This is a genomic window from Pseudomonas sp. GW822-FHT07A10 (assembly GCF_058798795.1).
This window is the reverse complement of the sequence record NZ_JBXAKV010000010.1, coordinates 1-25,821: the sequence shown is the minus strand read 5'-3', so window position 1 is coordinate 25,821 and position 25,821 is coordinate 1. Positions and strand designations below refer to the sequence as shown.

Below are 25,821 nucleotides of genomic sequence, written 5' to 3'. Positions count from 1 at the left end.
TCGAAGTTTCGGTGTACTGCTGGCTGCTTACGGCTATTTCCCTGGCTGCGCCTTGCTCGTATCAGCGTCGGCATTCGCTTTGGATTTGATAAAAGCGATCAGTGCATTCAACTCCTTATCGCTGGGAGCAAAGACCGGCATGACGGGTGCATAACCCTTGACGATTTTGGCAGCGGGATTAAGAACCGAGTCTTTTATATAGCCCTCATCGACCTTGATGCTCGTACCGTCGGCAAGGGTTTCGGTCTTGCCGTACAGACCCTGCCAGCTGGGACCGATGCCCTTGCTGCCATCGACACTGTGGCAGGCCAGGCAGCCGAGCGATTCGGCCAACTGCTGTCCTTGCGCCGCCAGGTCTTCACCTGGGCCCGGCGCTTGGCCGGCAGCAGATTCCTCGCCTTGTCGCGCAGCACCCAGTGATTTGATCAGGGCGATGAGTGCACCCAATTCATCGTCATTGAGAGTATAGGTCACCATGACCGGCGGGTAGCCTTGTACCAGACGGGCCTTCGGATCGAGGATCGACTCTTTCAGGTAAGCCTCATCGACCTGCACACTGCTGCCATCGGCAAGCTGTTCAGTGCGGCCATACAAGCCCTTCCATCCCGGGCCGAGACTGGCACTGCCATCCTGGCTATGGCAGGCCCCGCAACCGTATTTTTCGACCAACTGGCGGCCTTTTTCCAGCACGCTGTCCTGACTGGGCCTGGCAGCTGTCGCTAATGTCTGCGCAAACGTCGGCTGGCTGGCCAACCATTGATCGAAGACGTCCTGTTCTTCCACGATCATATGGCCGCGCATGTTGTAATGACCGACACCACAGTATTCGGCGCAAAGAATTTCATACTTCCCGGTTTTGGTCGGTGTAAACCAAAAGTACGACACCATCCCCGGCACCATGTCCATCTTGCTGCGGATTTGCGGAACATAGAAATCGTGCAATACATCTTTGGATCGCAGTAAAACTTTCACCGGCTTATCGAGCGGAAGACGAACTTCATTGCTTTTTATCAGTACATCGTCCTGCCCGGCAGGATCATTGGGATCAAGGCCGAGGGGGTTGGTGGAATCAACAAATTTGATATCTGACTTACCCAACTTCCCGTCTTGGCCGGGGAAGCGAAAGGCCCACTGCCACTGCTGGGCGATCACTTCAAGTTCATAGGCATTTTTCGGTACCCGGATAAAATCATCGTAAACAACCAGGCCTGGCGCCAGCATGGCGACAATACCTACCGAAGTAACGATAATTAACCATAGTTCCAGTTTTTTACTTTCTGGTTGGTAGTGCGCCCTGGATCCCTCCTTGTGACGATAACGCATCACCGCCACCGCCATAAAAACCGTAATGGCGATGAAGAATATTCCGCTAATGATCAGGGTGACAAACAGGGTGGTGTCTATGGATCCCCAGTTGGAAGCTGCCGGTGTTGCATGCCAAGGCGCGAGTATATGGAAGAGTACTGATGCAATAACGATTAGTATCAAGATAATTGCTATTGCCATGTTCTCTTCATCCTGTTCCTGTTGCTCATTGGTTATGCCAAAGCATCGCCACTGACGTCCAAGCAGGGCCGACAACTGCCACCCATCCCGATGACAAAGTCAGTAAGAAGTATAGAGCCATCGGGCTGTACCGTGAGGCGGGCAAGCGAGGCCCGGTTGCCAGCTATACTCAATGTCAGATTACGAACGGCAGGAATCGGCCAGAAGCGGCCCAAAAGGCGAACCCTGCCTATGCGTAACAGTCAGATAAGTGATGACATTGAGAACAACAGCCACAGAATCCAGCAGTCCACGACGGAGATTTCGTCATGAGTGCCCTGACGATCGAAGGCTGGTGCAAGCCCAGCCCCGACCAGAAGTCCATCCCGATCGGTGAGATCCATTTTGACGTCGATGACCCCCTTCATCTGCGTCTGGAGCAAGCTGAAGAACGTCTACAAGAGACCCATGAGCCCGAAGCCATGGTCGATGTCGACATGAGCACAATGGATTTGGTCTTGCCAGAGGGATATGGCCCCTTGTCCGACTGCCAGATGCGCGTCTATCTGCATTACGAGCGCGGTCAGTTCCATTTGGTCGGGCATCGAGCGAGTGATGGAAGCTTGATCTACACCAATGCGGTTTTGATTGATCAGTTGCTTTAGAAACGCCGCATGATGCGCGGGAACCCAAAAACCGGTCCGCAGCGGCCGGTTTTTATGCCTGAAATTTGAGCATTCCTTGCGCCTCAGCGCTGCGGCAAAACCCTGCAATACAGAAAACGGGTTCTACCCAAACCATCGCGACATGCCCTCCTAGACTCGTTTCATGCCGGTCAACCATCCGTATCCAGGGTGGGTTGGTGGTTATAGTGTTGATTAGTGATTTTCAGTAGGTATAGTAACCACAAGCACACCACAGGGAGGTGATGTGAATAGCCGGTTTTTGATAAGCCAAATCGTTGCGGACGGCTGGTATCTGGTACGAATCAGGGGGAGTCATCACCACTTCAAGCATCCGACCAAGCCTGGACTGGTGACGGTTCCTCACCCGAAAAAGGACCTGCTCAAGAAAACGGCCATTAGTATTTTGCAACAGGCGCTGCTCTGACGAACCGATGGACTGCGCCCTCGGAGGATAACGAACATGCTTTACCCCATCGCGATTTCCATGGGTGATGACGAACACGCCTGGGGCGTAGAAGTTCCGGATATTCCAGGTTGCTTCTCCGCCGGGGAAGATCTGGATGACGCCATGGCCATGGCTCGCGAAGCCATCGAAGGTCATTTCGAGATTCTGGCCGAAGACGGATCACCGATTCCGCCCGCCAACAAAGTGACCCTGCATGCGGCTAATCCACAGTACGCAGGGTGTACGTGGGCCGTGGTGGATATCGATGTCACCAAATACCTGGGCAAGGCGCAGAAACTCAACATCACCCTGCCCGGCTATCTGCTCAACCGCATCGATGAGTACGTATTGCACCATCCGGAAGAGAAAAGTCGCTCCGGGTTTCTAGCCTCGGCGGCGCTCAAGGTCTTGCAGCAAAGTTGATAGCCTGAAAATCGGATCAATCAAGGGGACAATGTGTCCCCTTTGATTCGTCAGCGCGTTGCCACCATGAACAACCGCGGAAACGGCAGCAGCACCGAACCATCGCTCAGCGCCGGATAGACCTGCTCGATTGCCGCTTGATACTGCTTGAGATAGTGCACCCGTTCCACGTCATCCAATGGTTCGAGAAAAGGCCGCAAACCGGAGCCTTTGAACCACTCGACCACACCCGATGCGCCGTCCGCGAGCGGATGATAGTAAGTGGTGCGCCATACATCGACGCGAGTGCAGTGGCCACGCAGCATTGAGTAGTAGCCGCTTGCATCCTCCATTCCCGTTCGCTGGCCAGCAGCCCTTGCCAGCTTGTCAGCCCACGGGCCGTTCGCTGCGACCTCGCGCATCAACCGGTGCGACGGTTCGTTGAGGTTATCGGGCATCTGGATGCCCAGGCTGCCGCCGGGCGTGAGCCTGTTTACCAGCGATGGCAGCAGCCTGGCGTGATCCGGCACCCACTGCAGCACCGCATTGGCGAAAATCACATCGAACGGGCCGGTCTCGTTCCAGGTATCAATGTCAGCGGTGTCAAAATGTACCTGAGGCAGGCGCTTGCGGGCGGCCTCGATCATATCGGTCGAACTGTCCAACCCACGCACCGCGGCATCGGGAAAACGCTGCACCAGCAACTCGGTCGAATTGCCGGGGCCGCAACCGATGTCGATGGCCGAACGGACGTCCACCGCAGGGATGGCGGCCAGCAAGTCACGCGCCGGGCGCGTGCGCTCATCTTCGAAAGCTACGTATTGTTTGGCGGACCAACTCATATCGCTCTCCTGTCGGGTGCATTGTTGTCGCCAGGGGCAGACAACCGGTTGGCTACGATACATCGTCCGCGTCAGTTAACCCACGCCCCCACCCGCCAATGCCAGCCATCGTTACGTTGCTCCCAGTGCGGATGCACATAACGATACCCCGGTCGCTCCGGGACCCAATGACCATGAACCGCGACATAACGCCCGCCTTCCCAACGCCAGTACCCCCTGGACCAGAGGTAACCCGGTCGCCCCGCGGGCTCTACCTCGACAACGCGTTCCGGCGGCGGCTGCGGTGCGATGACCTCAACATATTCACGCTCCACCGGACGCCGGTCATGAACGACCCGTTCCTGCACACAACCCGCTGCGGTAACCACCACTGCCAGCAACACCATGTAACGTAACAACATGCCGCCTCCTCTGGCTTGAAAGCCAAGTTGAGTGAACCAGCAAAAAAACGCCCCCTTTTCCACCATGCTCCTGCCTGGTTCACTGCTTTTTTAACAGGTCTTATCTGTCTATTGCCTGAACCCGGATCACTTGATGACGGAAAACACAGGGGATCTGGATAAGCCTTTTTTATCGCCAAATCGTTGGAAGCCATAACCGAAATGACCGTTCGTCGACCGACCAGCAAAGCAGTTTTGACAGTATAAAAATGGCATCTATAGTCCTATCGCGGCCTGTTGGAAGGAACCCAACCCGTCATTTCAAGGCAAGGAGCAAGGCCAGCTCGTCCCCCGAGATCGAGTGGGTTCCCCAGTAGTGTGTTCGCAACGGCCACAAGGCAAACAAGCGTTGTCGTGCCTGGTAAGTAGCCAGACAATCACTATTGTTAAAAGGAGCTTCACTATGTCTCGAGTCACGGATGTACTTGTTTCCATCGACACTGAAACCATTCTGAAAAACTACCCGAACATCAGCAAAAACCCTGCTGCGCCGACGATGATCGACGTCAATCATGTGTACATGGTGACCAATCAGAACAACGTGGTGAGTGGCCAGGCCGGTGGCGAGCTCAACTTGAAAGCCCAGGTAGGCGACTTGATTCGCTGGCGTGAAACCAGCCTGTCGCAGAGCTTCGAAACTGCAGTGGTTTTCTACAAGTTCATCGGTAACGCCGGCAACGAGTTGATCTCCACGCCCACGCCACGCAAGGCTACCGCCTGCGTCGCCGTTCCGAATACCAGCAACCCGTCGGTGCCCAGTTGCCAGAAAGTCGATAACTATTACTGGTCTTCAGAGACCCTTGCGTGCGGCAGCGTGACCTATCACTTCAACTTCCTGATCGTGGATCGCAACTGCCAGATTGTCGGCTGCTGCTCGTGGGATCCGTTCATTACCATCCGTAATTGACGATGGCGGACCCCTTGGCAACAAGGGGTCACCCCAGTTCGTTGCCGCCTCGGCTGGAACAGGATGTCTTGCTTGAAACCGAAGCGGCTACCGTTTTGCGTCAACATCATGAAAGGAATCCATGATGACTTCCGAACCGATTACCCCCCCTTCGGCGAGTACCGTGACCGCCAATAGCGTGCTGCTGATCGTCGATGCCGAATCGCTGCTTTCGCGCTATCCGCAACCCAGCCTTGACCCGCAAAAGCCGACCGTGATTGAAGATGGTTTCATCTTCGGCATCAGCACTACATCAGCAGAAGAAAATGTTAAAAACGACAGCAAAATCACACTGACCACCAACAACGGAAAAGTCTTTCATATTCGCGGCAGGACCGTCAGTTTGCTGGCCGAACACAGCGTGGTATTCCACAACATCACGGTGGACGATACCGGGATCCTTTCTCCGCCCAAGCTGATCGTCCATGGCGACCAGACCGTCCCCGCGCCCGACCCCGCCAACCCGAACCAGCCGGGCAGCCACAAGGCCGATGATCATTATTGGGAGTGCTCGCAACTGAGCACGGGCGTGGCAACCTGCGAACTGAGCTTCATGCTGATCAACCAGCGCTGCGAAGCGCTCGGGTATTTCAGCTGGAAGACTGAGGTGACGCTGTCGGCGTGAATAAAGATTATCGAGTAGGAGGCGGCTTCACAGCCGTCGTCCTCTCACACCACCGTACGTACGGAAACGAGCAAGTCCAGGCACTTACAGTGGCAAGGTATTGCAGTGCTTGATCTCCTTGAGCGAAAAACCGGTATACATTTCCTTGATATTGCCGAGCGTACGTACGCGATGCATGGCGAGTTCATGGAATGCCTCCATGTCTTTGACGACTACCTGCAGGAGGTAGTCGTATTTCCCCGACACTTTGTGACAGGCAATAATGTTGGGCAGCGCCAGGACGCCCGCTTCGAAATGCTCCATGGCGTGCTCGGAGTGACTATCGAGGGTGACGCTGATGAAAGCGAAAAGTCCCAGCCCTATGGTCTTCGGGTTCAAGTGCGCGTGATACCCGACAATCACCTCCTCTTCCAGGCGCTTCAGGCGCTTCCAGCAGGCTGGCGCTGACAGGCAAACACGAGCGGCGATCTCGGCGTTCGTCAGGCGACCATTCATTTGCAGAATGTCCAGAATTGAACGATCAACCTTATCCATTTCCGCCATGTGTTCTCTCCGTTTAACAATGAGTACGCGGTAGGGCGATTGGCCCCATCCCGCAGGTCCTTGATCAAGCATCCATTTCTAGAAACTACAAATACTAGAAAGAAAATTACATAAAGAACACATTTTGGATAATTAACGACTGAAAAATAACTAAATACAGACCCGTTTCGAAAACTAATTTTCGAGGCACTGAAATACAATTTCTTGTCATTTCCGACACCAAAGCCACTGGCTCTGACAATAAAAATAAGTAACAACGGAGGCAATATTGAGCATTTTCAGAACAAAAGACCTGGACACAATGATTGCTGCCGCCCGGGCTCCTGCAGGGTTGAAAAAAGTGCTGGGGCCGATGGATTTGGTCTTGATTGGTATCGGTGCAATCGTGGGGACGGGCATCTTTGTATTGACCGGAACCGGCGCATTGACTGCGGGACCAGCCCTCACGGTTTCATTCCTGTTAGCAGCGTTGGCCTGTGCATTTGCAGCGCTCTGTTATGCCGAGTTCGCCTCATCTGTACCGGTAGCAGGCTCGATTTATACCTACAGCTACGCGACGCTGGGAGAGTTGGTGGCCTGGATGATCGGCTGGGATCTGATGCTCGAATACGGACTGGCCAGCTCGGCTGTGTCTGTTGGGTGGTCGGGTTACTTCCAGTCCCTGCTGAGCGGATTCGGGCTGAATCTTCCGGTTGTGCTTACGGCGGCTCCAGGCTCTTTGCCTGGCGTGGAAACCTGGTTCAACCTACCCGCGCTGGTGATTATGCTGGCGATTACCTGGATGCTTTCTATAGGCATCAAGGAATCCGCGCGCGTAAACAACGTGATGGTGATCATCAAAATCGCCGTGGTGCTGCTCTTCATCGCCGTTGGTGTGAGACATGTTCAGCCGGCTAACTGGCAACCTTTCGCGCCCTTCGGTGGCCATGGCATTTTGAGTGCTTCGGCCTTGGTTTTTTTTGCTTTCATTGGTTTCGATGCGGTTTCCTCTGCCGCCGAAGAAGTGAAAAAACCGGCGCGCGACCTCCCCATCGGTATTATCGGTTCCTTGGCCGTTTGTGCAGTGTTATACGTTGCTGTTTCAATGATCATGACCGGCATCGTGCCCTATGCCCAATTCCTTGGCGTTGATCATCCGGTCTCATTGGCGTTGCAACATGCCGGTGAAAGCTGGGTTGCCGGGTTCGTTGATTTAGGCGCAATCGTTGGCATGACGACTGTCATTCTGGTGATGGCTTACGGTCAAACCAGGATCATCTACGCGATGTCGCGCGACGGACTGCTTCCCCAGCGCCTTTCCAGGGTTCATACACGATTCGGCACCCCATTTTTCGCCACCTGGATGGTCGGAATAGTCTTCGGGCTGATCTCGGCACTGATTCCGCTGAACGTCCTCGCCGAGTTGATCAACATCGGTACGTTGGCCGCATTCAGTCTGATCTCGGTGGCAGTGATCGTATTGCGCAAGACCCGACCTGATCTTCCTCGCGCATTCAGATGCCCGGGCGTGCCCATTGTTCCATTGCTCGCCATCGCGTTCTGCGTAACCTTGATGACCTTCCTCAAGCAGACGACCTGGCTGGCATTTGGGGCGTGGTTGGCAATTGGCCTGGTGATCTACTTTGCCTATGCGAGGCGCCGCTCGTTATTGCATTAATCCAGCATTTCGTCAGGTCTGGAGTATCAATCAACCTCCAATAGTTTTCAGGTGCGAAACTGCATTCCAGTTGCGCACCTGATTACATTCGCCTGTCAATCCTCACCTCATTTGTCCTGTTTTTAGCCCTAGGAGACCAGTGGCGCGCATTTGCAGTGGCACGCGAACTCTATTTATTCAGTTACCCCATTTAACTCATGACTTAGGCCCGCCACGGTGGAAGAGCCCCTTCGAAAAGTGAAAAGGCTCGATGCAGGAAACCGTTGAAGCGAGCAGCATCACGCCGCAGCCCTGCCTGTTGACCACCAATCAGGCACAGATGGGCCACCTGACCAATCACTTCTGCTTGGCCTGGCATATGGACCAAGCGGCGGCACGTGCGTATCGCGAAGTCCAGTCGTCTTGTATCAACACGCTGCTGAAACTCGCCTACCAACGGATCATGCAGCGACCAGGCTCGGATGGAAATTTCCCGCCCAGGTTGTTTCTCAGCGGCAATACTCAAGTAGCGTTTCAAGGTTTCGCCCGCGCTACGACCCTGCGCCGCATAAGCGAGCATGCGCTCCGTGTAGTCTTCTTCCCAAGCGGCCAGCAAGGTGCGGACAAAGTCTTCGCGATTGCGGAAATGGTGATAAAACGATCCGCGGGTCACATTCAATCGGCGCGATAGACTCTCGGCCGAAACGCCAATGTGCCCGATTTGGTCGAGAGCCTCAAAACCAGCCGCGATCCAATGGTTACGAGTTAGTTTTCTCACCCGTTATTTCGCTCCATGTTTAGCGCCATACAGACTGTGTATGGTGCGCAACCGATTGATACGCTGCGAACACCAGCAAAGATGGCCGTTGCGTTTTGCACGCCAGCACTTTTCATGGAGCTCGCCTTGAGGAAAATCGTTCTGGTTGCTTTCGACCAATTCACTGATATCGACCTATTCCTGATGTGGGACATCTTAGGCCGCAACACCGAGGACTGGCACGTCCGAATATTGGGTTCCAGCTCTATCGTGCGATCGGCGCACGGCCTGCCTGTTTCGGTGCACGGTCCGCTTTCCGAGGCCAATAGCGCCGACGCGGTATTGTTCGTCAGCGGCAAGGAAGGGATACCCGCTGCACTTGCCGCCCCAGATTTCCTGCCGTCGTTTGAACTTGACTCCAGACGCCAGCGAATCGGCTCCATATGCGCCGGAGCTTTCATTCTCGAACGGCTTGGGCTACTCAGCGGCCAAGCAACTACACATCCGGATGCACGATCGAGCTTGCAAGCTCTGGGACTTGAGCCCCTGGACCAGCCTCTTGTATGCCAGGGGAACGTTGCAACCGCTGGCGGATGCCTTTCGGCGCTCTATCTGGTGGGATGGTTGGTTGAATCCTGGTTCGATGTCGACAAGCGCCGTGCGACGTTGCTCCCTGTTCTGCCAGCCGGGCAGCAAGAGCTCTATGATGCCTTGATCGGGTTCAGTATCCGACAAGCACTTACAGGGCGACAAGGAGCGTTACACGACAAACCATCGCAACAAGAAACGCGACATGGCATGTCGTCTAATTGGTAGTTAGAACTCAGGAGAGATCCCCGATGCCCCGAGAATTTGAGCTCATTATGTCCGTGCCAGTCCCCTCGAGGTCCGGCATCACCCACCTTTACAAGTCAATGAACCTGGCGGACGCTTTTGCGATTCGGCTCCCTGCGGGCACATCCAGCAATCCAGATTTGCTAGCTCGATTCATCCTTTCCCACCAGCCATCCTGGATCGGATGGCTCATGAAAGTCCGAGACACTATCGCTGCCTGTTTTGGTCTCAAGACAGCCAAACATTTAGCATCACTTGCTAATCGGATTGGAATCTTCAAGGTCTACAGCACGAACCAGACTGAAATCGTGTTGGGAGAGGACGACAAACACCTCGACTTCCGGATATCGATCCTATGTTCTGAAGAGGCAGAGCCAGAAGGCAGTCGCCAACTCGTTTTTTCAACCGTGGTCCAGTGCCACAACCGTCTAGGCCGGGCCTACATCTTCGTTATTGCCCCATTTCACCGCTTGGTTGTTAAGGCCCGCCTCCTCCGTGCTGCGCGCATCGGTTGGCCTCTGGCTACCTGTCCCTAAGGCTGAGCGCTGTCTGCCCCCTGAGGTCTAACCCTTCCATCGAAGGCTGTTCTGGCAAGCCTGGCCAAGTCTCTCATGTCAAACGTCAGGCCTCTAAGATGCATTCAATATCTCTACGGCGCGCCACAAAAAACCGGCCTCAAAGGCCGGTTCTTTTTATGGTACGTATCCAACAGTGCTAGTCGTAATAGCCAACAGTCTTCTTCAAGTGGTCCGAATAATCGTAAATCTCATCAACCGATCCAATCGGAGATTTGAATCAATGCTGAGCCATGCCCCCGCGAGTGACCAACGTCAATCGCGGGGCATGCAGCTAACGACTGGCTTGCAGTGCCCTGGCCATTTGCAGATGGTTTTGCAGCTTGGGCAGGGTTTCTTCGGCGAACGCTTTGATTTGCGGCACGTCCGTTGTCTGCGCTTGTTGTTGAAGTTGCTCGATGGCTTCCTGGGTGGTCTTTACCTGACTGTCGACGTACGCCTGATCGAAAGAGGTATCGTCCTTAATCTCCGGTATCAAGGCTTTGGCCTTGTCGACCACCTCTTCGCGTGGTGCGACCGGTAAATCGAGTTGCTTGGCAATTTTCGCCAGATGCTGGTTGGCGGTGGTGCGATCGTTGATCACCACGATGGTGTAATCCTTGACCTCTTTGGATGCGGTTTTCTGGTGCGCCAGGCGGCTGGCTTCGATGTCGGCCATGCCTTGGGCCGACGCCTCATTGACGAATTCGGCGGGAGACTGGGCAAAGGCATTGGTGGCGCACAGGCCCAGTAACGTGGCAAAACCGGCATTGCGTAAACGGGTGGCCATCCAGCTCATGGTCGCGCCCTCCTTCTTGAAATTCAAACGGGAGCTTGCGCCCCCGTCTATTAAACAAAACCACCTTCACCTATTACCGAGACTTCTGACCGCCTTTGCGGCCCATGCTTCCTTTCGAAGGGTCTTTATCAACGGTCGTCGTGGTGGTTTTCCCACCTTTGCGACCCGCTTCAGACGCCTTGGTTCGATCGTTGGCGAAGCCTCCCGGGTTCGGATTTTTTGAAGTAGGCATGGTTCTCATCCTCTTGGTGATGATCACGGCGAGCTATCGCCCGCATAGGATATGAATTTCCACGCCCAAAAAGGTTTAGAAAACCTGGCAGCGCCGCGACGAACGGTGACGGATTTTCAGACACCGAGACGTGAATGGTGCTGGCGCTTGGCAGCGTACATTGCCTCATCGGCATGCCTGAACAGCTGCTTTTCTTCGGTGCCATGTTCGGGGTATCGCGCGACGCCGATGCTCGGCTGGATCGTCAGGTTGTGCCCGTCCAGACGCAGGGGCTGAACCAGCACTTGGCGGATTTTCCCCGCCACATTCTCGGCATCTTCGGCTGCGTGGATGTTGTGCAACAACACGACAAATTCATCACCACCAATGCGCGCCACCGTATCGGTTTCGCGCACGCAGCCCTTGAGCCGATTGGAGACCGCTTGCAGCAGCATGTCGCCGACCGCATGACCGAAGGTGTCATTGACTTGCTTGAAGCGGTCGAGGTCGACATAGAGCAACGCCATTCGACCGGAGTCTGCCCGGGCCAGCGCCAGCGAAGCTTTGAGGCGTTCACGCAACAATTCGCGATTGGGCAGCTGAGTCAGCTGATCGTACTGGGCCATGCGCTGGAGCCGGGCGTGCAATTGCTTGCGTTCGATCGCGGTCGCGACCTGGGCGCAAACATACTGCAGCAACTCCTTGTCTTGTTCGGTGTAGCGCTCGCCGCCCGGCACGCTTTTGACGATCAGCGCGCCGATGGTGCCGTTTTGCGAACTCAACGGCACGCCCAGCCAGCAGGGTGAATCCTGGCCCTCGACCAACGCTGCAAACCCCTCCGGCAGATTGTCCTGATCCGGGGTCAGCAGGATCGGCAAGCCACTGCGAATCACTTCTGCGCACAAACGCCCGGTAACAGTCCCGGGATCCTCGGGTTGCAGCTCATGGTCGTCAACGTGATAGGGGAAATTCAGCTGCGCGCAGTGCTCGTCATACAGTGCTACGGAGAAATTCAACGCCGGCAGCCATTCGCCGATGATCGAATGGATGCGTTTGAACAGCGCCAGCAAATCTTCCGCCGCGTGGGCCGCTTCGGAGATCGCATACAGCGCCGCTTGTCGGGACTCGGCCTGTTTGCGCTCGGTGATGTCGCGCGCCACGGCGATACGCAACTGATCGACCTCCGACCAACGTGCCGACCAGAGAATGTGCACCACCCGGCCGTCCTTGCGCAGGTAACGATTTTCAAAGTTGAGCTTGGGTTCGCCCCCCATGATCTCGCGCGCGGCGTCGAGGGTACGCTGTCGGTCGGCAGGGTGAACCAGGTCGATCATCGACTGGCCGATCAGCTCGTCGGGGGTGTAACCGAAAATGCGCTCGCAGGCCGCGCTGACAAATACGAAGCGACCTTGTTTGTCCACCGCACAGACGGCGTCCAGCAAGAGATCGATGTAACTCGCCATTGGCGCGGAATTTCTGGTTTCCATGATGCAGAGAGCATGTCCGGACAATGCAACATTGAAGAACCCTCCCTGACCGGTCATACGCCCGAGCGATGACTGTGCAGCCGACGCTTCCCTGCGTTCAGCCTCAAGCCTTGTTCGTCACCAACCCCGGAAGCGCATGCACCAGGGCATTGATGGCGAAACCGATGAACATGACCCCGCACAAGCGGGTGATCGCCAGTTCATGACGCTGATACAACGTGCGCACCTGACGCGCACCGACGATGCCAATGAGAATAGCGTAGGCCAAAAGGCCACCAATGAAGCTCAAGATGATCAACCAGGGCAACATTGACCAATGCAGCAACTCTGCACGGCTGGACAACAGTGCTGTAAACGTCGCCACCGCCACCGGGTATGCCTTGGGGTTGGTCAGGCCGAACAGGATGCCGTGCCAGAATGGCTGCCGCGCCGGGCCCTAAGGCGCCTCGGCACTGGCGCGACGAGCGCGAACCGCGCGCAGGCCCAGCCAGAACAAGTAAAGCCCGCTGAGCACACCCAGCACATCGAAGGCAATGCTGCCGATTTCCCGCGCACCGACAATCGCGATCAGTGCAGTGCTGCACCAGACCACGTCGCCCAGCAAATGCCCGCACAGAAACCCCGCCCCGGCCCGCCGTCCGCGTGCCGCGCCGATGCCGAACACCGCCAGCACACCGGGCCCCGGCGTAATGCCATAAATGAAACCCGAGGCGAGAACGGCCATTAGCAGCGATGGTGTCATGGAAATTCCTGAGGACGCCGGGTGAAGGGGCGCAATTCTATCTCAGGACGCCGAATATCGACTCACTGATCGTCGAAGAACTTCATCCCCGCATAGGGTCGCTGCCGACAAGCCGCCAGCCGCGACGCCAGAGACCCGACATGCGCCTCGAGCTTGTGCCCGTCCGGGTCGAGAAAATAGAACGACGCACCTTCGCTGCGGTTATCCCGCCATTCCCGCACACTGGCGGATCGCAGGCGCTCGACGAACGGCAGGAAGTCCACAGCTTCGAGGCTGAAGGCGTAATGGGTGTAGTCGGCGGCCGGCACGGACTCGCGCCGTGGATCGAGAGAAAGGCACAGCCACAGACCGGGTAGCGAGAGATAGCCGCCGGTGTCCCAAGTGGCTTCAAGCTGAAGTTGCAGCAGATCGCGATAGAACGCCACGCTGCGGTTCAGGTCAGTGACGGCGAGGGTCAGGTGGTTGAGGCCGGTTAGCATGGGTTGGGTAACCTTGAGTCTCTCTGGGTGGCCGCGAGCGGAGAGTAAAGCTTAAACATCCTTGAGCGTACAGCCGACGGGGGCTTTGTTGGCTGAGAGTCAGTCTTCGCGAGCAAGCCCGCTCCCACAGGGAGTGGCGGCGGGCACGAATCCTGTGCCCGACGCGGTCAATGTGGGAGCGGGCTTGCTCGCGAAAGCGGTATTTCTGACGCCGCGAACTTCAGAACTTGTCGAGCGTGCGCAGCTTCTGCGGCAACCCCCACAGCAACAACGCAGCGGCGATCAGCGCGGCGACGCCGATGACGTACAGCGCCGGGGTGGTGCTGCCGGTCAGGTCTTTGATCCGCCCGACCATGACCGGGCTGACGATCCCACCGAACTGGCCAAGGGTATTGATCACCGCGATCCCGCCAGCGGCGCCTGCCCCGGCACCGGCCAGCAGTTTCGGTGGCAGGGTCCAGAAGCTCGGGATGGACGCGATGATCCCGGCACCGAGCAAGCCCAGGGCAACAATCAGGAAAGTCGTGTGGTTGGCGAAAATTCCTGCGCAGAAGAAACCCACCGCGCCTGCCGCCACCAGACCTGCGACAAACTTGCGCCGCTCGCCGGTGGCATCGGATAACCGCCCGATCACCACCATGCTGATGGCGCCGCAGATGTAGGGAATGGCGGTCAGCAAGCCGATCATCACCGGGCTCTCGGTGCCGGCACTGCGGATCAGTTGCGGCGCCCAGAAATTCAAGCCGTAGGACGCCACCTGAATCAGAAAGTAGATCAGCCCCAGCATCAGGAAACCCGGAATCCGCAGTGCGGCCAGCAAGGAGCCGCCGCTCTTGTGGGGTTCGTGGTGCGCGATACGGCTGGCGAGCAGTGTCTTCTCCGACGGGCTCAACCAATGGGCATCTTCGATGCGGTCCTTGAGCACGGTCAGCACCAACAAACCGAGGCCGATGCAAGGCACGCCACCGAGCAGAAACAGCCAATGCCAGCCGCGCATATCGAGGAAGCCATCAAGGTGTTGCAGCACCAACCCGGAGAACGGTGCGCCAACCAGCCCGGCAAACGCCGACGCGAGAAACAGCATCGAGGTGATGCGCCCGCGATAGTGCTGTGGGAACCACAGCGTCAGGTAATACAGCACGCCCGGAGCAAAACCCGCCTCCATCGCGCCGATCACGAAACGCAGGACGTAGAACTGCCATTCGCTGTTGACGAAGACCATGGCCGCCGTCGCGAGCCCCCACGACATCATGATCCGGGCGATCCAGCGCCGGGCCCCCACCTTGTAAAGCATCATGTTGCTCGGCACTTCAAAGATCACATAACCGACTACAAACAGCCCGGCACCGAGGCCGTAAGCGGTATCGCTCAGGCTCAGGTCGGCCTGCAACTGGAACTTGGCGAAGCTGATGTTGATGCGGTCGAAAAATGCGAACAGGTAGCAGACCATGATCAGCGGCATCAGTCGCCAGGCGACTTTGCGGACCAGGGCTTTTTCGGCGTCGTGACTAACGGACGGGCTCATGCCCGCCTCCAGAACATTGAGGCTCATCGTGGTTTCTCCAGGCAGACGTCCCGTGGGCGTCCGATTGTTTTTGTTGTCTGGTTCGTTGTGGCTTTTGTAGGAGCGAGGCTTGCCCGCGAAGGCGGTGTGTCGGCCTCCATCGATGCTGAATGTCAGACCGCTTTCGCGGGCAAGCCTCGCTCCTACAGTGTTTGTTCGGTGAGTTCAGGAGGGTGTCGGGTGCAGGTCGCAGTTACGTCCGGCCTTGGCGAGCTGCCCGGGCACTTCATGGCCCAGCAACGCGGGTAAGCCTCGCGACAATCGCAGCAACAACGGCAAGTCGATGCCGGTGTGAATGCCGACTTCATCGCACAGGTTGACCAAATCTTCGGTGCAGATATTGCCCGAGGCACCCGGTGCAAACGGGCAACCGCCAAGACCACCGAGGGCTGCGTCAAAGCGCCGGGCTCCGGCCTCGTAAGCTGCCAGCACGTTGCACAGGCCGAGGCCGCGCGTGTTGTGGAAATGCAGGGTCAGATCAGCCGGTGAAACCCGTTGCAACACCCGTCGCACCACACGGTCGACCTGGCGTGGATTGGCCATGCCGGTGGTGTCGGCCAGAGTAATGCCCGTAATGCCGAGCTCCTGATAAGCCTCGACAATCTGCAGCACGCGATCCTCATCGATCGTGCCTTCAAACGGGCATCCGAAGGTCGTGGCGATGCTGCCGTTGAGCCGCACCGGCGTGCCGCGAACGAACTCGACGATCTCGCCAAACGCGGCCAATGACGCCTCGCAACGCATCCGCATGTTTGCCAGGTTATGGGTCTGGCTGGCGGACATCACCAGGTTCAGCTCGTCAGCCCCCGAGTCCAGTGCCCGTTGTGCGCCTTTGAGGTTAGGGATCAACGCGACATAGATCACACCCGGCTGTCGGGCGATGCCCTTGAACACTTGCTCGCCATCGCGCAACGCCGGAATCGCCTTGGGCGACACGAACGAACCGGCTTCGATGCGGCTGAAACCCGCCAGCGACAACTGATCGATCAACGCAATCTTGTCGGCGGTTTCGACCCAGGTCGGCTCGATCTGCAAGCCGTCACGCGGGGAGACTTCCTGAACAATCAGCGCCTGGGAATAATCAGTGATCATTGCACCACTCCTTCAGCTCTCAGTCGTTCGATGTCCTGATCAGTCAGGCCCAGCCCCGCGAGAATGCCGTTGGTGTGCTGACCCAGACTCGGCCCCGACCAGTTCACGCCACCGGGGGTCTCGGACATTTTCGGTACGATGCCCGGCATCTTCACCGTGGCACCGCCGGGCAGTTCGGCGTTGAGCAGCATGCCCCGCGCCTGATAGTGAGGATCGGCAACGATGTCGGCCACCGAATAGATGCGCCCGGCCGGGACTTCGGCAGCTTCCAGAGCCGCCAACACCTCATCGATCGGCAGGCTGCTGGTCCAGTGAGTAATGGCTGCGTCGAGCACGTTACTTTTGGCGGCGCGGCCATCGTTATGCGCGAACTCCGGCGCTTCAGCCAGGTCGGCCCCGCCAATCACCGCCATCAGGCGCTTGTAGATCGGGTCGCTGTTGCCGGCGATCACCACATAGGCGCCGTCGGCAGTCAGGTAGGTGTTGGACGGCGCAATACCCGGTAACGCCCCGCCGCTGCGCTCACGCACATGACCGAGCATGTCGTATTCCGGCACCAGGCTTTCCATGACGTTGAACACGCTTTCGGCCAACGACACATCGACCACTTGCCCGCCGCCCTGCCCGGTCTTGACCCGCAGCAGCGACATCAAGGCACCGATGACCGCGTGCAGCGAAGCCAGGGAATCACCGAGGCTGACCCCCACTCGGGCCGGCGGCGAACCGGGAGTACCGGTGGTGTAGCGAATCCCGCCCATGGCCTCGCCGATCGCCCCGAAACCCGGACGATCACGGTACGGGCCGGTCTGGCCGTAACCGGAAATGCGCACCAGCGTCAGGTTGGGATTGAGGGCGTGCAGCACGTCCCAGCCCAGGCCGAGTTTCTCCAGGGCGCCGGGGCGCAGGTTTTCGATCAGCACATCGGCGTCGCTCGCCAGTTGCTTGACCAGTTCGATGCCTTCAGGGGATTTCAGATTCAGCGCCAGGGACTTCTTGTTTCGCGATTGCAGGTACCACCACAACGAAGTGCCTTCGTGCAGCTTGCGCCATTTACGCAGGGGATCGCCCTGGCCCATGGCTTCGATCTTGATCACTTCGGCGCCGAACTCGGCCAGCATGCGCGCGGCAAACGGCGCGGCGATCAGCGTGCCGATCTCGATCACTTTGATTGCACTCAAGGGGGCAGTCATCGCGGGGGTACCTCTTGTTCTTGGAATATGCGCCAAGGCTAGAGGACCGAGTGGCATGGAATCCAACCTTCTGTTGGCAACGACCGTTCGCGAAACGCGAATGCCCGTCCATGCAATCGAGAACTGTCAGGTCTGGCCGCGCAAATGCTCAAACAACATCCGGCTCACCGGCGACAGCGCCACTTCATCGCGCACCACCAGAATCAACGCACGATCCGACCAGTCATCCGTCAGCGGCACCGCGTGCAACCCCAGCGCCCGGCCAAACAGTTCGTAGGCCTTTAGCGGCAGGATGCCGATGCCCATGTTGGCCTGGACCATCCGGCACATGGCGTCGAACCCCGGCACATGAATCCGCAACCTCAACACCTTGCCGGCCTTGCGCGCGGCCGCATGGGTGCGCATGTTGATGGAACTGGCCGAATGCAGACCGACGTAATCGCTGTCCAGCGTGTCGGCAAAAGCCAAGGCCGAACGACTCGCCAGCGGATGATCGGCCGGCATCAGCACGACCAGTTTGTCCTGGCGATAAACAACGCTGTGCAGCCCCTTGACGTCGCTGTCGCTGGAGCAGATCCCGAGGTCCGCCACGCCATCGAGCACGCCTTGAATCACCCCGCTGCTGGGGCGCTCTTCGAGGTCGGTCTTGACCTGCGGATGGCGCGCGGAAAAGTCCCGCAGGTCTTCGGGCAGGAATTGAATGATCGCCGACAGGTTGGCGAGCATCCGCACATAACCGCGTACACCGTGGCTGTGTTCGCCCAGTTCGAGGCCCATTTTCTCGACGTTGAACAGCATCTGCCGGGCATGGTGCAGCAGGGTTTCACCGGCCGGTGTCAGCGTCATGCCCTTGGCCTGGCGCACGAACAGGCTGATGCCCAGCGCCTCCTCCAGCTCCATCAACCGCTTGCTGGCCGCCGACACCGCGATCGCTTCGCGGGCGGCGGCACGGGTCAAGGTGCCCTCTTCGTGGACGGCCACAAACAGCTGGAGAGTGATCAGGTCGAGGCGGCGGATCAGGCTTTTTTGCAGCATGGCAGGGCTCGATGATTTCGGTTCGACTGAGTCGGCAGGATAGCCCGGATTCGATTCGTGCCCGCCATCCAATTACCCACAGCCCCCCAGGGCATCGCCCTACAACTAATTCTCTTACAACTCTCAGTACTACCGGAAACTGCCGATTCAAAGCCCATCGGGACTCTCTGTAAAGTCTGGCAACACACACAAACTGCAACAAACCCACGGATAGATTCACTCAAGGAATGTCACTCGCACATGAGCCAGATACCGTACACGGCGCACACCTTCACCAACTACCGCAAACTCGTCTCATTGGCTGATCATGATTGGGAGGCCGCCGAAACCGGAAAAATCGCGGGGCTCAACGTTGAGATAAAAAGTGCCAACCGCATGCTCGATCAGTACGGGAGAGCGTTTCATGATTTCTGTACGACGTCATACCTGGGTCTGGATCACCATCCCGATATTCTCGACGGCGCCATGACCACGCTGTGGGAAACCGGCACACTTCGCATCGCCAATTCCAGGAACCGCTGCAAACTGGCGATTCTGGACCAATACGAATCCGAACTGTCCGAGTTGTTCGGCGCCAGTTGCCTGAGCGCCCTGTCGTGCAGCGCGGCAAGTGCCGGGATCCTGCCGCTGCTGGCCAGCGGCGTATTCACGGAAAATCGCCCTCCGGTGATGGCTTTCGACCGGTTGGCGCATTACTCGATGAGTCACCTCAAAGCCGCCTGTGCCGATGAAACGAAGGTCGTGACGTGCCCGCATAACGACATGGACTTCCTCGAGACGCTGTGTCAACAACACACCAGGGTCGCGTATGTCGCCGACGGCGCCTACAGCATGGGCGGGGTTGCGGACATGGACAGCCTTTTGTATCTGAAGGACCGCTATGGGCTGTTTCTCTATCTGGACGATTCCCACGCGCTTTCCTCTGTAGGAATATTCGGCGCCGGTCTTGTGCGTCCCAGGCTGCATACGCTGGATGATGACTGCCTCATCGTCGCCTCGCTGGCCAAGTCGTTCGGCGCCAGCGGCGGCCTGGTGATGCTGGGCAGTGAGCGGCAGAAGAAGCTCATTGCGCGTTACGGCGGCCCCAGCAACTGGTCGCAAAGCCTGAACAGTGCAGCCATTGGCGCGGGCCGGGCATCCATCCAGCTACACCACACCCTGGAATTCGCCGAGCTGCAGAAAAAGCTTCAGGTTAATATCCGCCTCTTTGACAGCCTCATACGAACCGCACAACACAACAGCAACATGGCGATTCGACTGGTCAATTGCGGTGAGGCATCGCTGGCAAACAACATCGCCATTGAACTGGCCAATCACGGATTCTTCACCTCGGCAGTCTTTTTCCCGGTGGTTGCACAAGGCAAGGCAGCCATCAGAATCACCCTGCGCGCCGACATGGGGACGACGCTGATCCGCCATTTCTGTGGCCTCATCACCGAGCTTTTACGTGCTCACGGCCGGGACATCGACAGCTGAAATCCAGGGAAGATCAAACCAGCCGTTATCGCCGTTATGCACCTTGCTGGCCTTGGGCGCGTTGCTTTGCGTAGTGCTCGCGCCCGGCCGTCGAACCGCTTAGAACGCGCTGCGGAAAATCTCCTCGATCTGCCGCTGATCCGCCGCCCGAGGGTTGGTCAGTCCGCAGGCGTCTTTCAGCGCATTGCTGGCCAGAACCGGAATGTCATTGAGCCTGGCACCGAGCTCACGCAAACCGGCAGGAATGTCCACATCCCTGGCCAGGCTGCGGATCGCCGCGATCGCCGCCTGCGCGCCCTCTTCCGGACTGAGCCCGCGAATGTCAGCCCCCATCGCGTGGGCAACGTCGGTCAGGCGAGGGGCGCACACCAGCGCGTTGAAGCTCTGCACGTGAGGTAGCAGCACCGCGTTACACACACCATGGGGCAAGTCGTAGAACCCGCCTAACTGATGGGCCATCGCGTGAACATAGCCAAGGGACGCATTGTTGAACGCCATGCCCGCCATAAATTGCGCGTAGGCCATGTTTTCCCGCGCGATCATGTCACTGCCGTCCTGCACGGCCTGGCGCAGGTTGTCGCTGATCAATGTGATGGCTTTCAGCGCACAGGCATCGGTGATCGGGTTGGCTGCCGTGGAGACGTAGGCTTCGACGGCATGGGTCAATGCGTCCATGCCGGTGGCGGCGGTCAGGCCCTTGGGCATGGCGACCATCAGCTCCGGATCGTTGACTGACAGCAGCGGGGTAACGTTGCGGTCGACGATGGCCATTTTTACGTGGCGCGATTCATCCGTGATGATGCAAAAACGGGTCATCTCGCTGGCAGTGCCGGCGGTGGTGTTGATCGCGATCAACGGTAGCTGGGGTTTGGCCGACCGATCGACACCTTCGTAGTCACGGATCGTCCCACCGTTTGTGGCGCACAAGGCGATGCCCTTGGCGCAGTCGTGAGGCGAACCGCCGCCCAGAGACACCACGAAATCACAGCGACTTTCCTTGAGCAGGCCCAGGCCGTGCTCGACGTTGGCGATGCTCGGATTCGGCTTGGCGCCGTCAAAGATCACCGAGTCGATGTCCTGCAACGCCAGTTTCTCGGCAATCCTCGATGCCACGCCAGCCTTGGCCAGCCCGGCGTCAGTGACAATCAGCGCCTTGCGAAAACCATACTTGCCAATGGCGTCCATGGCTTCGTCGAGGCAACCGGTGCCCATGATGTTCACGGCGGGGATGAAAAACGTACTGCTCATGCGCGAGTCTCCTGGCTGAAACCGAATCGGCAATACCGATTCGGCGGGTGCGCACAGGGTCGACCGATCAGTCACGAGGTATGTTGATCTGGCTCAACGCCCGGGCGTGATAAAGTCGCCGTCCATCAGACCTTTTGCTTCGAGACGACAAACGCAATGACCGATTTCCAGGATGTCGATGCCCAACTTGAAGACTGGAACGCCTTGCGCACCACCGCCTCATTCGGCGGCCTGCTGGTGGGTAACGGCGCCAGCCGCGCCGTGTGGGACGACTTCGGCTACGACTCGCTGTTCGAAAATGCCCGCACCGTCGAAGAAAAACCGCTGAGCCAGTCCGAGCTGAGCGTGTTCGACGCGATGCAGACGCGCAGTTTTGAACAAGTGCTTGGGGCGCTGAAGACCACCAGCCGGGTCAACAAGGCCCTGGCCGTCAGCTCTGCGGCACCGCGCAATCGCTACTACGCGATCAAGGAAGCGCTGATCAACACCGTGCACGCGGTGCATATCCCGTGGCGGCTGGTGAAGCCTTCGACGCTGGCGACGATCAATCAGGAACTGGGCAGCTATCGAACGGTGTTCACCACCAACTACGACTTGCTCAGCTATTGGGCGATCCAGCATCGGCCGGACGTCGTGACCGACCTGTTCCAGGGTGCCGAACCCGGCTTCGATCTGAGCGCCAGCGCCACCGACAAACCACGTTTGCTGTACCTGCACGGCGGCCTGCATCTGGTGCGCAATCAGGACGGCACCGCGCGCAAGTTGATGTCGACCGAGGGAACGTTGCTCGGTAATTTCGCGATCAACAATACGATCAAGACCCTCGACGACGTGCCGCTGTTCGTCAACGAAGGCCCGGCGCAAGACAAACTCAAGACCATTCGCAGTTCGGATTACCTGTCGTTCTGCTACGACCAGTTACTCGGCCACGGTGACGGGTTGTGCATCTTCGGGCATGCCCTTGGCGAGCAGGACAGTCACATTGTTCATGCACTGCGACAGGCGAAGCCGAAGGTGGTAGCGATCTCGATTTACCCGCGCAGCAAGGCGTTCATCCAGCATCAGAAGCGGCATTACGCGAAGGTGTTCGAGGGGACGGGTGTGGCGTTGCGTTTTTTTGATTCGAAGACGCATGCGCTCGGTAACCCTAAGCTGACCGTGCCGGTCGAGGTCTGACCTGTGGCGAGGGGGCTTGCCCCCGTTGGGTTGCGAAGCAGCCCCCTAGTATCTTCAGTCACACCGAGTTCTCTGGTTTTACGACTGCTGCGCAGCCGAACGGGGCGGTGCGGCGTTCCGACAAGCCCCCTCGCCACAAAAGCCCGATAACCTCATTCCTCGCTGCTATGCACCACCACCAACAACTGCGCCTGCACCTCGCCCACTGACCTGAGGCGATGCGGTTTCTGCGCATTGAAGTGCAGCGCATCCCCACGATTGAGCAGCACTCGCTCGTTCATGAAGTCCACTTCCACCTGCCCTTCGTGGACGAACAGAAACTCTTCCCCCAGGTGTTCCTTGAAGGTTTTGTCGGTGAACTCGGTCGGCGGATAAATGATGAACGGCAACAGGCTGCGCTCACTGACCTGATGGGCCAGTACCGCATAACCCGGGCTCTGGTCGTTGGCGGCCAGGGATTGGCGTTCGTCACAGCGCACCAGGCTGTAGCTGTCGAGGCTGACGCTGTCTTCGGAAAACAACTCCTCGACCTTCACATTCAGCGCCTTGGCCAGTTTCAGCGCAGCGGCAATCGAGGGGGTATTCAACCCGCGCTCGACTTTCGACAGATAGCTCTTGGTCATGCCGGATTTTTCGGCCAGGGCCTCCAGCGTCACGCCAAGTTTTTTTCTCAGTAATTTCAAACGGATAGACATGTGGAACGGTTAATCCATCAAGGAGGCAACGATTTGTCCTTGCCAATGACACAAAGTGTCATATAGCATTTTTAGTGTCATTTGCATGCCCCACCCAAAGGACACCGATATGGCCAAGACATTAGCACTACCCAAAGAGCAACTGGTCAAGCAAGCGCTGACACAGATGCAAAACACCCTGGCGGATAATACGTGGACCGACCGGCAAAAGCTGGCTCTGACCTGCCGCATTCTGTTCGAAAACGGCCACGACTCTGGCCTGGCCGGGCAAATCACCGCCCGCGGACCACAACCAGGCACCTATTACACCCAGCAATTGGGCCTGGGTTTCGACGAGATCACCGCAGGCAATCTGTTGCTGGTCAACGAAGACCTGGAAGTGCTTGAAGGCCACGGCATGCCCAACCCGGCCAACCGCTTCCACAGCTGGGTGTACCGCGCCCGGCCGGACGTGAACTGCATCATTCACACGCACCCGACTCACGTCGCGGCACTGTCGATGCTGGAAGTACCGCTGCAGATTTCCCACATGGACCTCTGCCCGCTCTACGACGACTGCGCGTTTCTCGAGGGCTGGCCGGGGGTGCCCGTGGGCAATGAAGAAGGCGAACTGATTGCCGGGGCCTTGGGCGACAAGCGGGCGATCCTGCTTTCCCATCATGGCCAGTTGTCCACCGGCGCGACCATCGAAGAGGCCTGTGTCATTGCGCAACTGATCGAACGCGCAGCGAAGTTGCAGTTGCTGGCCATGGCCGCCGGTGCAATCAAACCGATTCTTCCCGAGCTGGGCCGTGAAGCCCACGACTGGATATCCAAGCCCAAGCGCCATGCCGCCGCGTTCAACTACTACGCACGGCAGAACCTGCGCCAACACGCCGATTGCCTGAACTGACCCCACACATTCCTGACAGGAGAGACGCCATGTCGACCGTAAACATTCACGGCATCATCGGCTACACCATCACCCCGTTCACCGCCCAGGGCGAAGGCGTTGATCTCGACGCGCTCGGGCGTTCCATCGACCGCCTGATCGACAGCGGTGTCCACGCTATCGCCCCACTGGGCAGCACCGGCGAAGGTGCTTACCTGAGCGACGCGGAATGGGATCAAGTCAGCGAATTCAGCCTCCGCCACGTCGCCAAACGCGTGCCGACCATTGTCAGCGTGTCCGACCTGACCACCGCCAAAGCCGTGCGCCGCGCGCGTTTCGCCGAGGCCCACGGCGCCGATGTGGTGATGGTGCTGCCGGCGTCGTACTGGAAACTCAGCGAGGCGGAAATCCTCGCCCACTACCGCGCCATCGGCGAGAGCATCGGCGTGCCGATCATGCTCTACAACAACCCGGCCACCAGCGGCACCGACATGTCAGTGGAGTTGATCCTGCGGATTTTCAACGCGGTCGAAAACGTCACCATGGTCAAGGAAAGCACCGGCGATATTCAGCGCATGCACAAACTGCAACTGCTGGGCGAAGGCCGGGTGCCGTTCTATAACGGCTGCAATCCCTTGGCACTGGAAGCGTTCGCGGCCGGCGCCAAAGGCTGGTGCACAGCGGCGCCGAACCTGATTCCGCAGCTCAATCTCGACTTGTACGAAGCGGTATTGGCCAATGATCTGAGCAAGGCTCGCGAACTGTTCTATCGCCAGTTGCCGTTGTTGGACTTCATCCTCAAGGGCGGTCTGCCGGCGACCATCAAGGCTGGTTTGCGCCTGGTCGGGCTGGAAGCGGGCGACCCGCGGTTGCCGGTGTTTGCACTCGGCGAGACTGGCCGCAGTCAGTTGCAGGGTCTGTTGAACGCGTTGCGCTGATCTTCAGCCACACACAAAACCACTGTGGGAGCGGGCTTGCTCGCGAAAGCGGTCTGACATTCAACCTCTTCGTTGAATGTTAAGCCCGCTCCCACAATTAATCAGCGGTGTGTTTAGAACACCGGCAAGGTCTTGTCCTTGATCACCGTGGTCGGGCCGTTGGCCTTGACGCTGGCGATGCCTTTTTCCCGCGCGGCATCGGATGAGTAAGACTCGCTGCTGCCGATGATTTGATGGTTGGCGGCCTTGAGGTTGAAGTAAGGATGGCCATCCTTGGTGGCTTTTTTCTCGTAGCGTTCGTCCAGCGGGCTATTGGCCTGAACCGAGGCGATTCCGCTATCGACCGCACCGCGCGTGGTGTACAGCTCACTGACCAGAATGGTTTCGGCGTTGGCCGCTTTCAACACAAACTTGAACTGACCATTGCTGGTTTTGCTCACTTCGTACCATCCAGACATGCTTGTTCTCCTTGGCGATTGAGAGGTTTCGCGCTTCAGAGTAAAGACCAAGCCAGGTTTTCTGTCGCCTGTATCGGTCTCTTCGCGAGCAAGCCTCGCTCCTTGTATGTTGGCCGAACACCCGGCGAGAGCAGCTAAGCTCCTCGGTGTTGTCTCAAAGATGTG

At 58.0% G+C, this 25,821-nt stretch carries 28 protein-coding genes and 1 pseudogene; 12 read left to right on the top strand and 17 right to left on the bottom strand.

Annotated features, from left to right (window positions below):
* Window positions 1–33: 33 nt before the first annotated feature.
* A complete protein-coding gene (locus AC1RL4_RS17655) occupies window positions 34–1,506 on the bottom strand; it encodes a cytochrome c oxidase subunit II (protein WP_230175543.1) in 1,473 nt (490 codons plus the stop codon).
* Window positions 1,507–1,814: 308 nt separating this feature from the next.
* On the opposite strand from AC1RL4_RS17655, the gene AC1RL4_RS17650 reads away from it, so the two are divergent.
* From AC1RL4_RS17650 to AC1RL4_RS17640, 3 genes are all read left to right on the top strand, one after another.
* Entirely contained in the window at window positions 1,815–2,150 is a 336-nt protein-coding gene (locus AC1RL4_RS17650) for a hypothetical protein (protein ID WP_018926814.1), read from the top strand.
* Window positions 2,151–2,415: 265 nt separating this feature from the next.
* Entirely contained in the window at window positions 2,416–2,595 is a 180-nt protein-coding gene (locus AC1RL4_RS17645) for a type II toxin-antitoxin system HicA family toxin (RefSeq protein WP_007984690.1), read from the top strand.
* Between the two features lie 36 nt (window positions 2,596–2,631).
* The gene (locus AC1RL4_RS17640; RefSeq protein WP_008036180.1) at window positions 2,632–3,039 is read left to right on the top strand and encodes a type II toxin-antitoxin system HicB family antitoxin; all 408 of its coding nucleotides are present in this window, start codon (window positions 2,632–2,634) and stop codon (window positions 3,037–3,039) included.
* Between the two features lie 50 nt (window positions 3,040–3,089).
* On the opposite strand, the gene tam is transcribed toward AC1RL4_RS17640, so the two are convergent.
* Together tam and AC1RL4_RS17630 are read right to left on the bottom strand one after the other, a co-directional pair.
* A complete protein-coding gene (tam, locus tag AC1RL4_RS17635) occupies window positions 3,090–3,860 on the bottom strand; it encodes a trans-aconitate 2-methyltransferase (protein WP_204124958.1) in 771 nt (256 codons plus the stop codon).
* 71 nt (window positions 3,861–3,931) lie between these two features.
* Window positions 3,932–4,261, bottom strand: coding sequence for a YXWGXW repeat-containing protein (locus AC1RL4_RS17630; RefSeq protein WP_018926816.1), 330 nt, complete (start codon window positions 4,259–4,261; stop codon window positions 3,932–3,934).
* A gap of 442 nt (window positions 4,262–4,703) precedes the next feature.
* Between AC1RL4_RS17630 and AC1RL4_RS17625 the strand changes: the two genes are divergently transcribed.
* Together AC1RL4_RS17625 and AC1RL4_RS17620 are read left to right on the top strand one after the other, a co-directional pair.
* On the top strand, window positions 4,704–5,207 hold the full coding sequence (locus tag AC1RL4_RS17625) for an inclusion body family protein (protein ID WP_019580873.1): 504 nt from the start codon (window positions 4,704–4,706) through the stop codon (window positions 5,205–5,207).
* A 124-nt stretch (window positions 5,208–5,331) separates the two neighbouring features.
* Window positions 5,332–5,871 carry an AidA/PixA family protein gene (locus tag AC1RL4_RS17620; protein WP_230175530.1) on the top strand — a complete coding sequence of 180 codons (540 nt, stop codon included), beginning with the start codon at window positions 5,332–5,334 and terminating at the stop codon, window positions 5,869–5,871.
* An 84-nt stretch (window positions 5,872–5,955) separates the two neighbouring features.
* Here the strand turns inward: AC1RL4_RS17620 and AC1RL4_RS17615 are convergent, their stop codons facing one another.
* Entirely contained in the window at window positions 5,956–6,414 is a 459-nt protein-coding gene (locus AC1RL4_RS17615) for an Lrp/AsnC family transcriptional regulator (protein ID WP_028939283.1), read from the bottom strand.
* Between the two features lie 268 nt (window positions 6,415–6,682).
* Here AC1RL4_RS17615 and bcaP point away from each other — a divergent pair, with 268 nt between their 5' ends.
* Window positions 6,683–8,071 carry a branched-chain amino acid transporter BcaP gene (gene bcaP / locus AC1RL4_RS17610; RefSeq protein WP_290371313.1) on the top strand — a complete coding sequence of 463 codons (1,389 nt, stop codon included), beginning with the start codon at window positions 6,683–6,685 and terminating at the stop codon, window positions 8,069–8,071.
* 202 nt (window positions 8,072–8,273) lie between these two features.
* Here bcaP and AC1RL4_RS17605 read toward each other — a convergent pair whose 3' ends face one another.
* A complete protein-coding gene (locus tag AC1RL4_RS17605; protein WP_081625760.1) occupies window positions 8,274–8,828 on the bottom strand; it encodes a TetR/AcrR family transcriptional regulator in 555 nt (184 codons plus the stop codon).
* Between the two features lie 15 nt (window positions 8,829–8,843).
* Between AC1RL4_RS17605 and AC1RL4_RS17600 the strand changes: the two genes are divergently transcribed.
* The gene (locus AC1RL4_RS17600; RefSeq protein WP_493119804.1) at window positions 8,844–9,623 is read left to right on the top strand and encodes a DJ-1/PfpI family protein; all 780 of its coding nucleotides are present in this window, start codon (window positions 8,844–8,846) and stop codon (window positions 9,621–9,623) included.
* Between the two features lie 23 nt (window positions 9,624–9,646).
* Complete coding sequence (locus AC1RL4_RS17595) at window positions 9,647–10,177, top strand: DUF2867 domain-containing protein (protein ID WP_493119803.1); 531 nt, start codon at window positions 9,647–9,649, stop codon at window positions 10,175–10,177.
* 313 nt (window positions 10,178–10,490) lie between these two features.
* Here AC1RL4_RS17595 and AC1RL4_RS17590 read toward each other — a convergent pair whose 3' ends face one another.
* From AC1RL4_RS17590 to AC1RL4_RS17550, 9 genes and pseudogenes are all read right to left on the bottom strand, one after another.
* Window positions 10,491–10,994, bottom strand: a complete 504-nt coding sequence (locus tag AC1RL4_RS17590) for a DUF4142 domain-containing protein (protein ID WP_028939281.1) — start codon at window positions 10,992–10,994, stop codon at window positions 10,491–10,493.
* A 73-nt stretch (window positions 10,995–11,067) separates the two neighbouring features.
* Complete coding sequence (locus AC1RL4_RS17585) at window positions 11,068–11,226, bottom strand: KGG domain-containing protein (protein WP_081499461.1); 159 nt, start codon at window positions 11,224–11,226, stop codon at window positions 11,068–11,070.
* Window positions 11,227–11,342: 116 nt separating this feature from the next.
* A complete protein-coding gene (locus tag AC1RL4_RS17580) occupies window positions 11,343–12,692 on the bottom strand; it encodes a sensor domain-containing protein (protein WP_230175529.1) in 1,350 nt (449 codons plus the stop codon).
* A 103-nt stretch (window positions 12,693–12,795) separates the two neighbouring features.
* Window positions 12,796–13,434: pseudogene (locus AC1RL4_RS17575) on the bottom strand (LysE family translocator).
* Between the two features lie 62 nt (window positions 13,435–13,496).
* Entirely contained in the window at window positions 13,497–13,913 is a 417-nt protein-coding gene (gene fos, locus AC1RL4_RS17570; protein WP_096479647.1) for a fosfomycin resistance glutathione transferase, read from the bottom strand.
* Between the two features lie 220 nt (window positions 13,914–14,133).
* A complete protein-coding gene (locus tag AC1RL4_RS17565; RefSeq protein ID WP_230175527.1) occupies window positions 14,134–15,465 on the bottom strand; it encodes an MFS transporter in 1,332 nt (443 codons plus the stop codon).
* A 177-nt stretch (window positions 15,466–15,642) separates the two neighbouring features.
* Window positions 15,643–16,569: a hydroxymethylglutaryl-CoA lyase gene (locus AC1RL4_RS17560; RefSeq protein ID WP_230175645.1), complete on the bottom strand. Its 927-nt coding sequence runs from the start codon at window positions 16,567–16,569 to the stop codon at window positions 15,643–15,645.
* Complete coding sequence (locus AC1RL4_RS17555; protein WP_493119799.1) at window positions 16,566–17,759, bottom strand: CaiB/BaiF CoA transferase family protein; 1,194 nt, start codon at window positions 17,757–17,759, stop codon at window positions 16,566–16,568. Before AC1RL4_RS17555 ends, AC1RL4_RS17560 begins: the two co-directional genes overlap by 4 nt.
* A gap of 126 nt (window positions 17,760–17,885) precedes the next feature.
* Window positions 17,886–18,794 carry a LysR family transcriptional regulator gene (locus AC1RL4_RS17550; RefSeq protein ID WP_018926832.1) on the bottom strand — a complete coding sequence of 303 codons (909 nt, stop codon included), beginning with the start codon at window positions 18,792–18,794 and terminating at the stop codon, window positions 17,886–17,888.
* Window positions 18,795–19,034: 240 nt separating this feature from the next.
* Between AC1RL4_RS17550 and AC1RL4_RS17545 the strand changes: the two genes are divergently transcribed.
* The gene (locus AC1RL4_RS17545; RefSeq protein ID WP_096479643.1) at window positions 19,035–20,270 is read left to right on the top strand and encodes an aminotransferase class I/II-fold pyridoxal phosphate-dependent enzyme; all 1,236 of its coding nucleotides are present in this window, start codon (window positions 19,035–19,037) and stop codon (window positions 20,268–20,270) included.
* Window positions 20,271–20,369: 99 nt separating this feature from the next.
* Here the strand turns inward: AC1RL4_RS17545 and yiaY are convergent, their stop codons facing one another.
* Entirely contained in the window at window positions 20,370–21,518 is a 1,149-nt protein-coding gene (gene yiaY, locus AC1RL4_RS17540; protein WP_019580882.1) for an L-threonine dehydrogenase, read from the bottom strand.
* A 156-nt stretch (window positions 21,519–21,674) separates the two neighbouring features.
* Between yiaY and AC1RL4_RS17535 the strand changes: the two genes are divergently transcribed.
* Window positions 21,675–22,694: a DUF4917 family protein gene (locus tag AC1RL4_RS17535; RefSeq protein WP_019647931.1), complete on the top strand. Its 1,020-nt coding sequence runs from the start codon at window positions 21,675–21,677 to the stop codon at window positions 22,692–22,694.
* A 152-nt stretch (window positions 22,695–22,846) separates the two neighbouring features.
* On the opposite strand, the gene AC1RL4_RS17530 is transcribed toward AC1RL4_RS17535, so the two are convergent.
* A complete protein-coding gene (locus tag AC1RL4_RS17530; protein ID WP_096479641.1) occupies window positions 22,847–23,389 on the bottom strand; it encodes a helix-turn-helix domain-containing protein in 543 nt (180 codons plus the stop codon).
* A gap of 109 nt (window positions 23,390–23,498) precedes the next feature.
* Here AC1RL4_RS17530 and AC1RL4_RS17525 point away from each other — a divergent pair, with 109 nt between their 5' ends.
* Together AC1RL4_RS17525 and AC1RL4_RS17520 are read left to right on the top strand one after the other, a co-directional pair.
* Window positions 23,499–24,281 carry an aldolase gene (locus tag AC1RL4_RS17525; RefSeq protein ID WP_019580884.1) on the top strand — a complete coding sequence of 261 codons (783 nt, stop codon included), beginning with the start codon at window positions 23,499–23,501 and terminating at the stop codon, window positions 24,279–24,281.
* Between the two features lie 29 nt (window positions 24,282–24,310).
* Complete coding sequence (locus AC1RL4_RS17520) at window positions 24,311–25,198, top strand: dihydrodipicolinate synthase family protein (RefSeq protein ID WP_019580885.1); 888 nt, start codon at window positions 24,311–24,313, stop codon at window positions 25,196–25,198.
* Window positions 25,199–25,311: 113 nt separating this feature from the next.
* Here AC1RL4_RS17520 and AC1RL4_RS17515 read toward each other — a convergent pair whose 3' ends face one another.
* Window positions 25,312–25,656: a YegP family protein gene (locus tag AC1RL4_RS17515; protein WP_019580886.1), complete on the bottom strand. Its 345-nt coding sequence runs from the start codon at window positions 25,654–25,656 to the stop codon at window positions 25,312–25,314.
* Between the last annotated feature and the right edge of the window lie 165 nt (window positions 25,657–25,821).

Excerpts from the sequence above, each read along its gene's own strand:
- AC1RL4_RS17535 (WP_019647931.1), top strand. The coding sequence starts at position 21,675 with ATGACCGATTTCCAGGATGTCGATGCCCAACTTGAAGACTGGAACGCC.
- AC1RL4_RS17545 (WP_096479643.1), top strand. The coding sequence starts at position 19,035 with ATGAGCCAGATACCGTACACGGCGCACACCTTCACCAACTACCGCAAA.
- AC1RL4_RS17625 (WP_019580873.1), top strand. The coding sequence starts at position 4,704 with ATGTCTCGAGTCACGGATGTACTTGTTTCCATCGACACTGAAACCATT.
- AC1RL4_RS17640 (WP_008036180.1), top strand. The coding sequence starts at position 2,632 with ATGCTTTACCCCATCGCGATTTCCATGGGTGATGACGAACACGCCTGG.
- AC1RL4_RS17550 (WP_018926832.1), bottom strand. The coding sequence starts at position 18,794 with ATGCTGCAAAAAAGCCTGATCCGCCGCCTCGACCTGATCACTCTCCAG.
- tam (WP_204124958.1), bottom strand. The coding sequence starts at position 3,860 with ATGAGTTGGTCCGCCAAACAATACGTAGCTTTCGAAGATGAGCGCACG.
- AC1RL4_RS17620 (WP_230175530.1), top strand. The coding sequence starts at position 5,332 with ATGACTTCCGAACCGATTACCCCCCCTTCGGCGAGTACCGTGACCGCC.
- AC1RL4_RS17655 (WP_230175543.1), bottom strand. The coding sequence starts at position 1,506 with ATGGCAATAGCAATTATCTTGATACTAATCGTTATTGCATCAGTACTC.
- AC1RL4_RS17580 (WP_230175529.1), bottom strand. The coding sequence starts at position 12,692 with ATGGAAACCAGAAATTCCGCGCCAATGGCGAGTTACATCGATCTCTTG.
- fos (WP_096479647.1), bottom strand. The coding sequence starts at position 13,913 with ATGCTAACCGGCCTCAACCACCTGACCCTCGCCGTCACTGACCTGAAC.
- AC1RL4_RS17515 (WP_019580886.1), bottom strand. The coding sequence starts at position 25,656 with ATGTCTGGATGGTACGAAGTGAGCAAAACCAGCAATGGTCAGTTCAAG.
- AC1RL4_RS17520 (WP_019580885.1), top strand. The coding sequence starts at position 24,311 with ATGTCGACCGTAAACATTCACGGCATCATCGGCTACACCATCACCCCG.
- AC1RL4_RS17650 (WP_018926814.1), top strand. The coding sequence starts at position 1,815 with ATGAGTGCCCTGACGATCGAAGGCTGGTGCAAGCCCAGCCCCGACCAG.
- AC1RL4_RS17600 (WP_493119804.1), top strand. The coding sequence starts at position 8,844 with ATGTTTAGCGCCATACAGACTGTGTATGGTGCGCAACCGATTGATACG.
- AC1RL4_RS17590 (WP_028939281.1), bottom strand. The coding sequence starts at position 10,994 with ATGAGCTGGATGGCCACCCGTTTACGCAATGCCGGTTTTGCCACGTTA.
- AC1RL4_RS17595 (WP_493119803.1), top strand. The coding sequence starts at position 9,647 with ATGCCCCGAGAATTTGAGCTCATTATGTCCGTGCCAGTCCCCTCGAGG.
- yiaY (WP_019580882.1), bottom strand. The coding sequence starts at position 21,518 with ATGAGCAGTACGTTTTTCATCCCCGCCGTGAACATCATGGGCACCGGT.
- AC1RL4_RS17555 (WP_493119799.1), bottom strand. The coding sequence starts at position 17,759 with ATGACTGCCCCCTTGAGTGCAATCAAAGTGATCGAGATCGGCACGCTG.
- AC1RL4_RS17630 (WP_018926816.1), bottom strand. The coding sequence starts at position 4,261 with ATGTTGTTACGTTACATGGTGTTGCTGGCAGTGGTGGTTACCGCAGCG.
- AC1RL4_RS17565 (WP_230175527.1), bottom strand. The coding sequence starts at position 15,465 with ATGAGCCTCAATGTTCTGGAGGCGGGCATGAGCCCGTCCGTTAGTCAC.
- AC1RL4_RS17530 (WP_096479641.1), bottom strand. The coding sequence starts at position 23,389 with ATGTCTATCCGTTTGAAATTACTGAGAAAAAAACTTGGCGTGACGCTG.
- AC1RL4_RS17560 (WP_230175645.1), bottom strand. The coding sequence starts at position 16,569 with ATGATCACTGATTATTCCCAGGCGCTGATTGTTCAGGAAGTCTCCCCG.
- AC1RL4_RS17615 (WP_028939283.1), bottom strand. The coding sequence starts at position 6,414 with ATGGCGGAAATGGATAAGGTTGATCGTTCAATTCTGGACATTCTGCAA.
- AC1RL4_RS17525 (WP_019580884.1), top strand. The coding sequence starts at position 23,499 with ATGGCCAAGACATTAGCACTACCCAAAGAGCAACTGGTCAAGCAAGCG.
- AC1RL4_RS17585 (WP_081499461.1), bottom strand. The coding sequence starts at position 11,226 with ATGCCTACTTCAAAAAATCCGAACCCGGGAGGCTTCGCCAACGATCGA.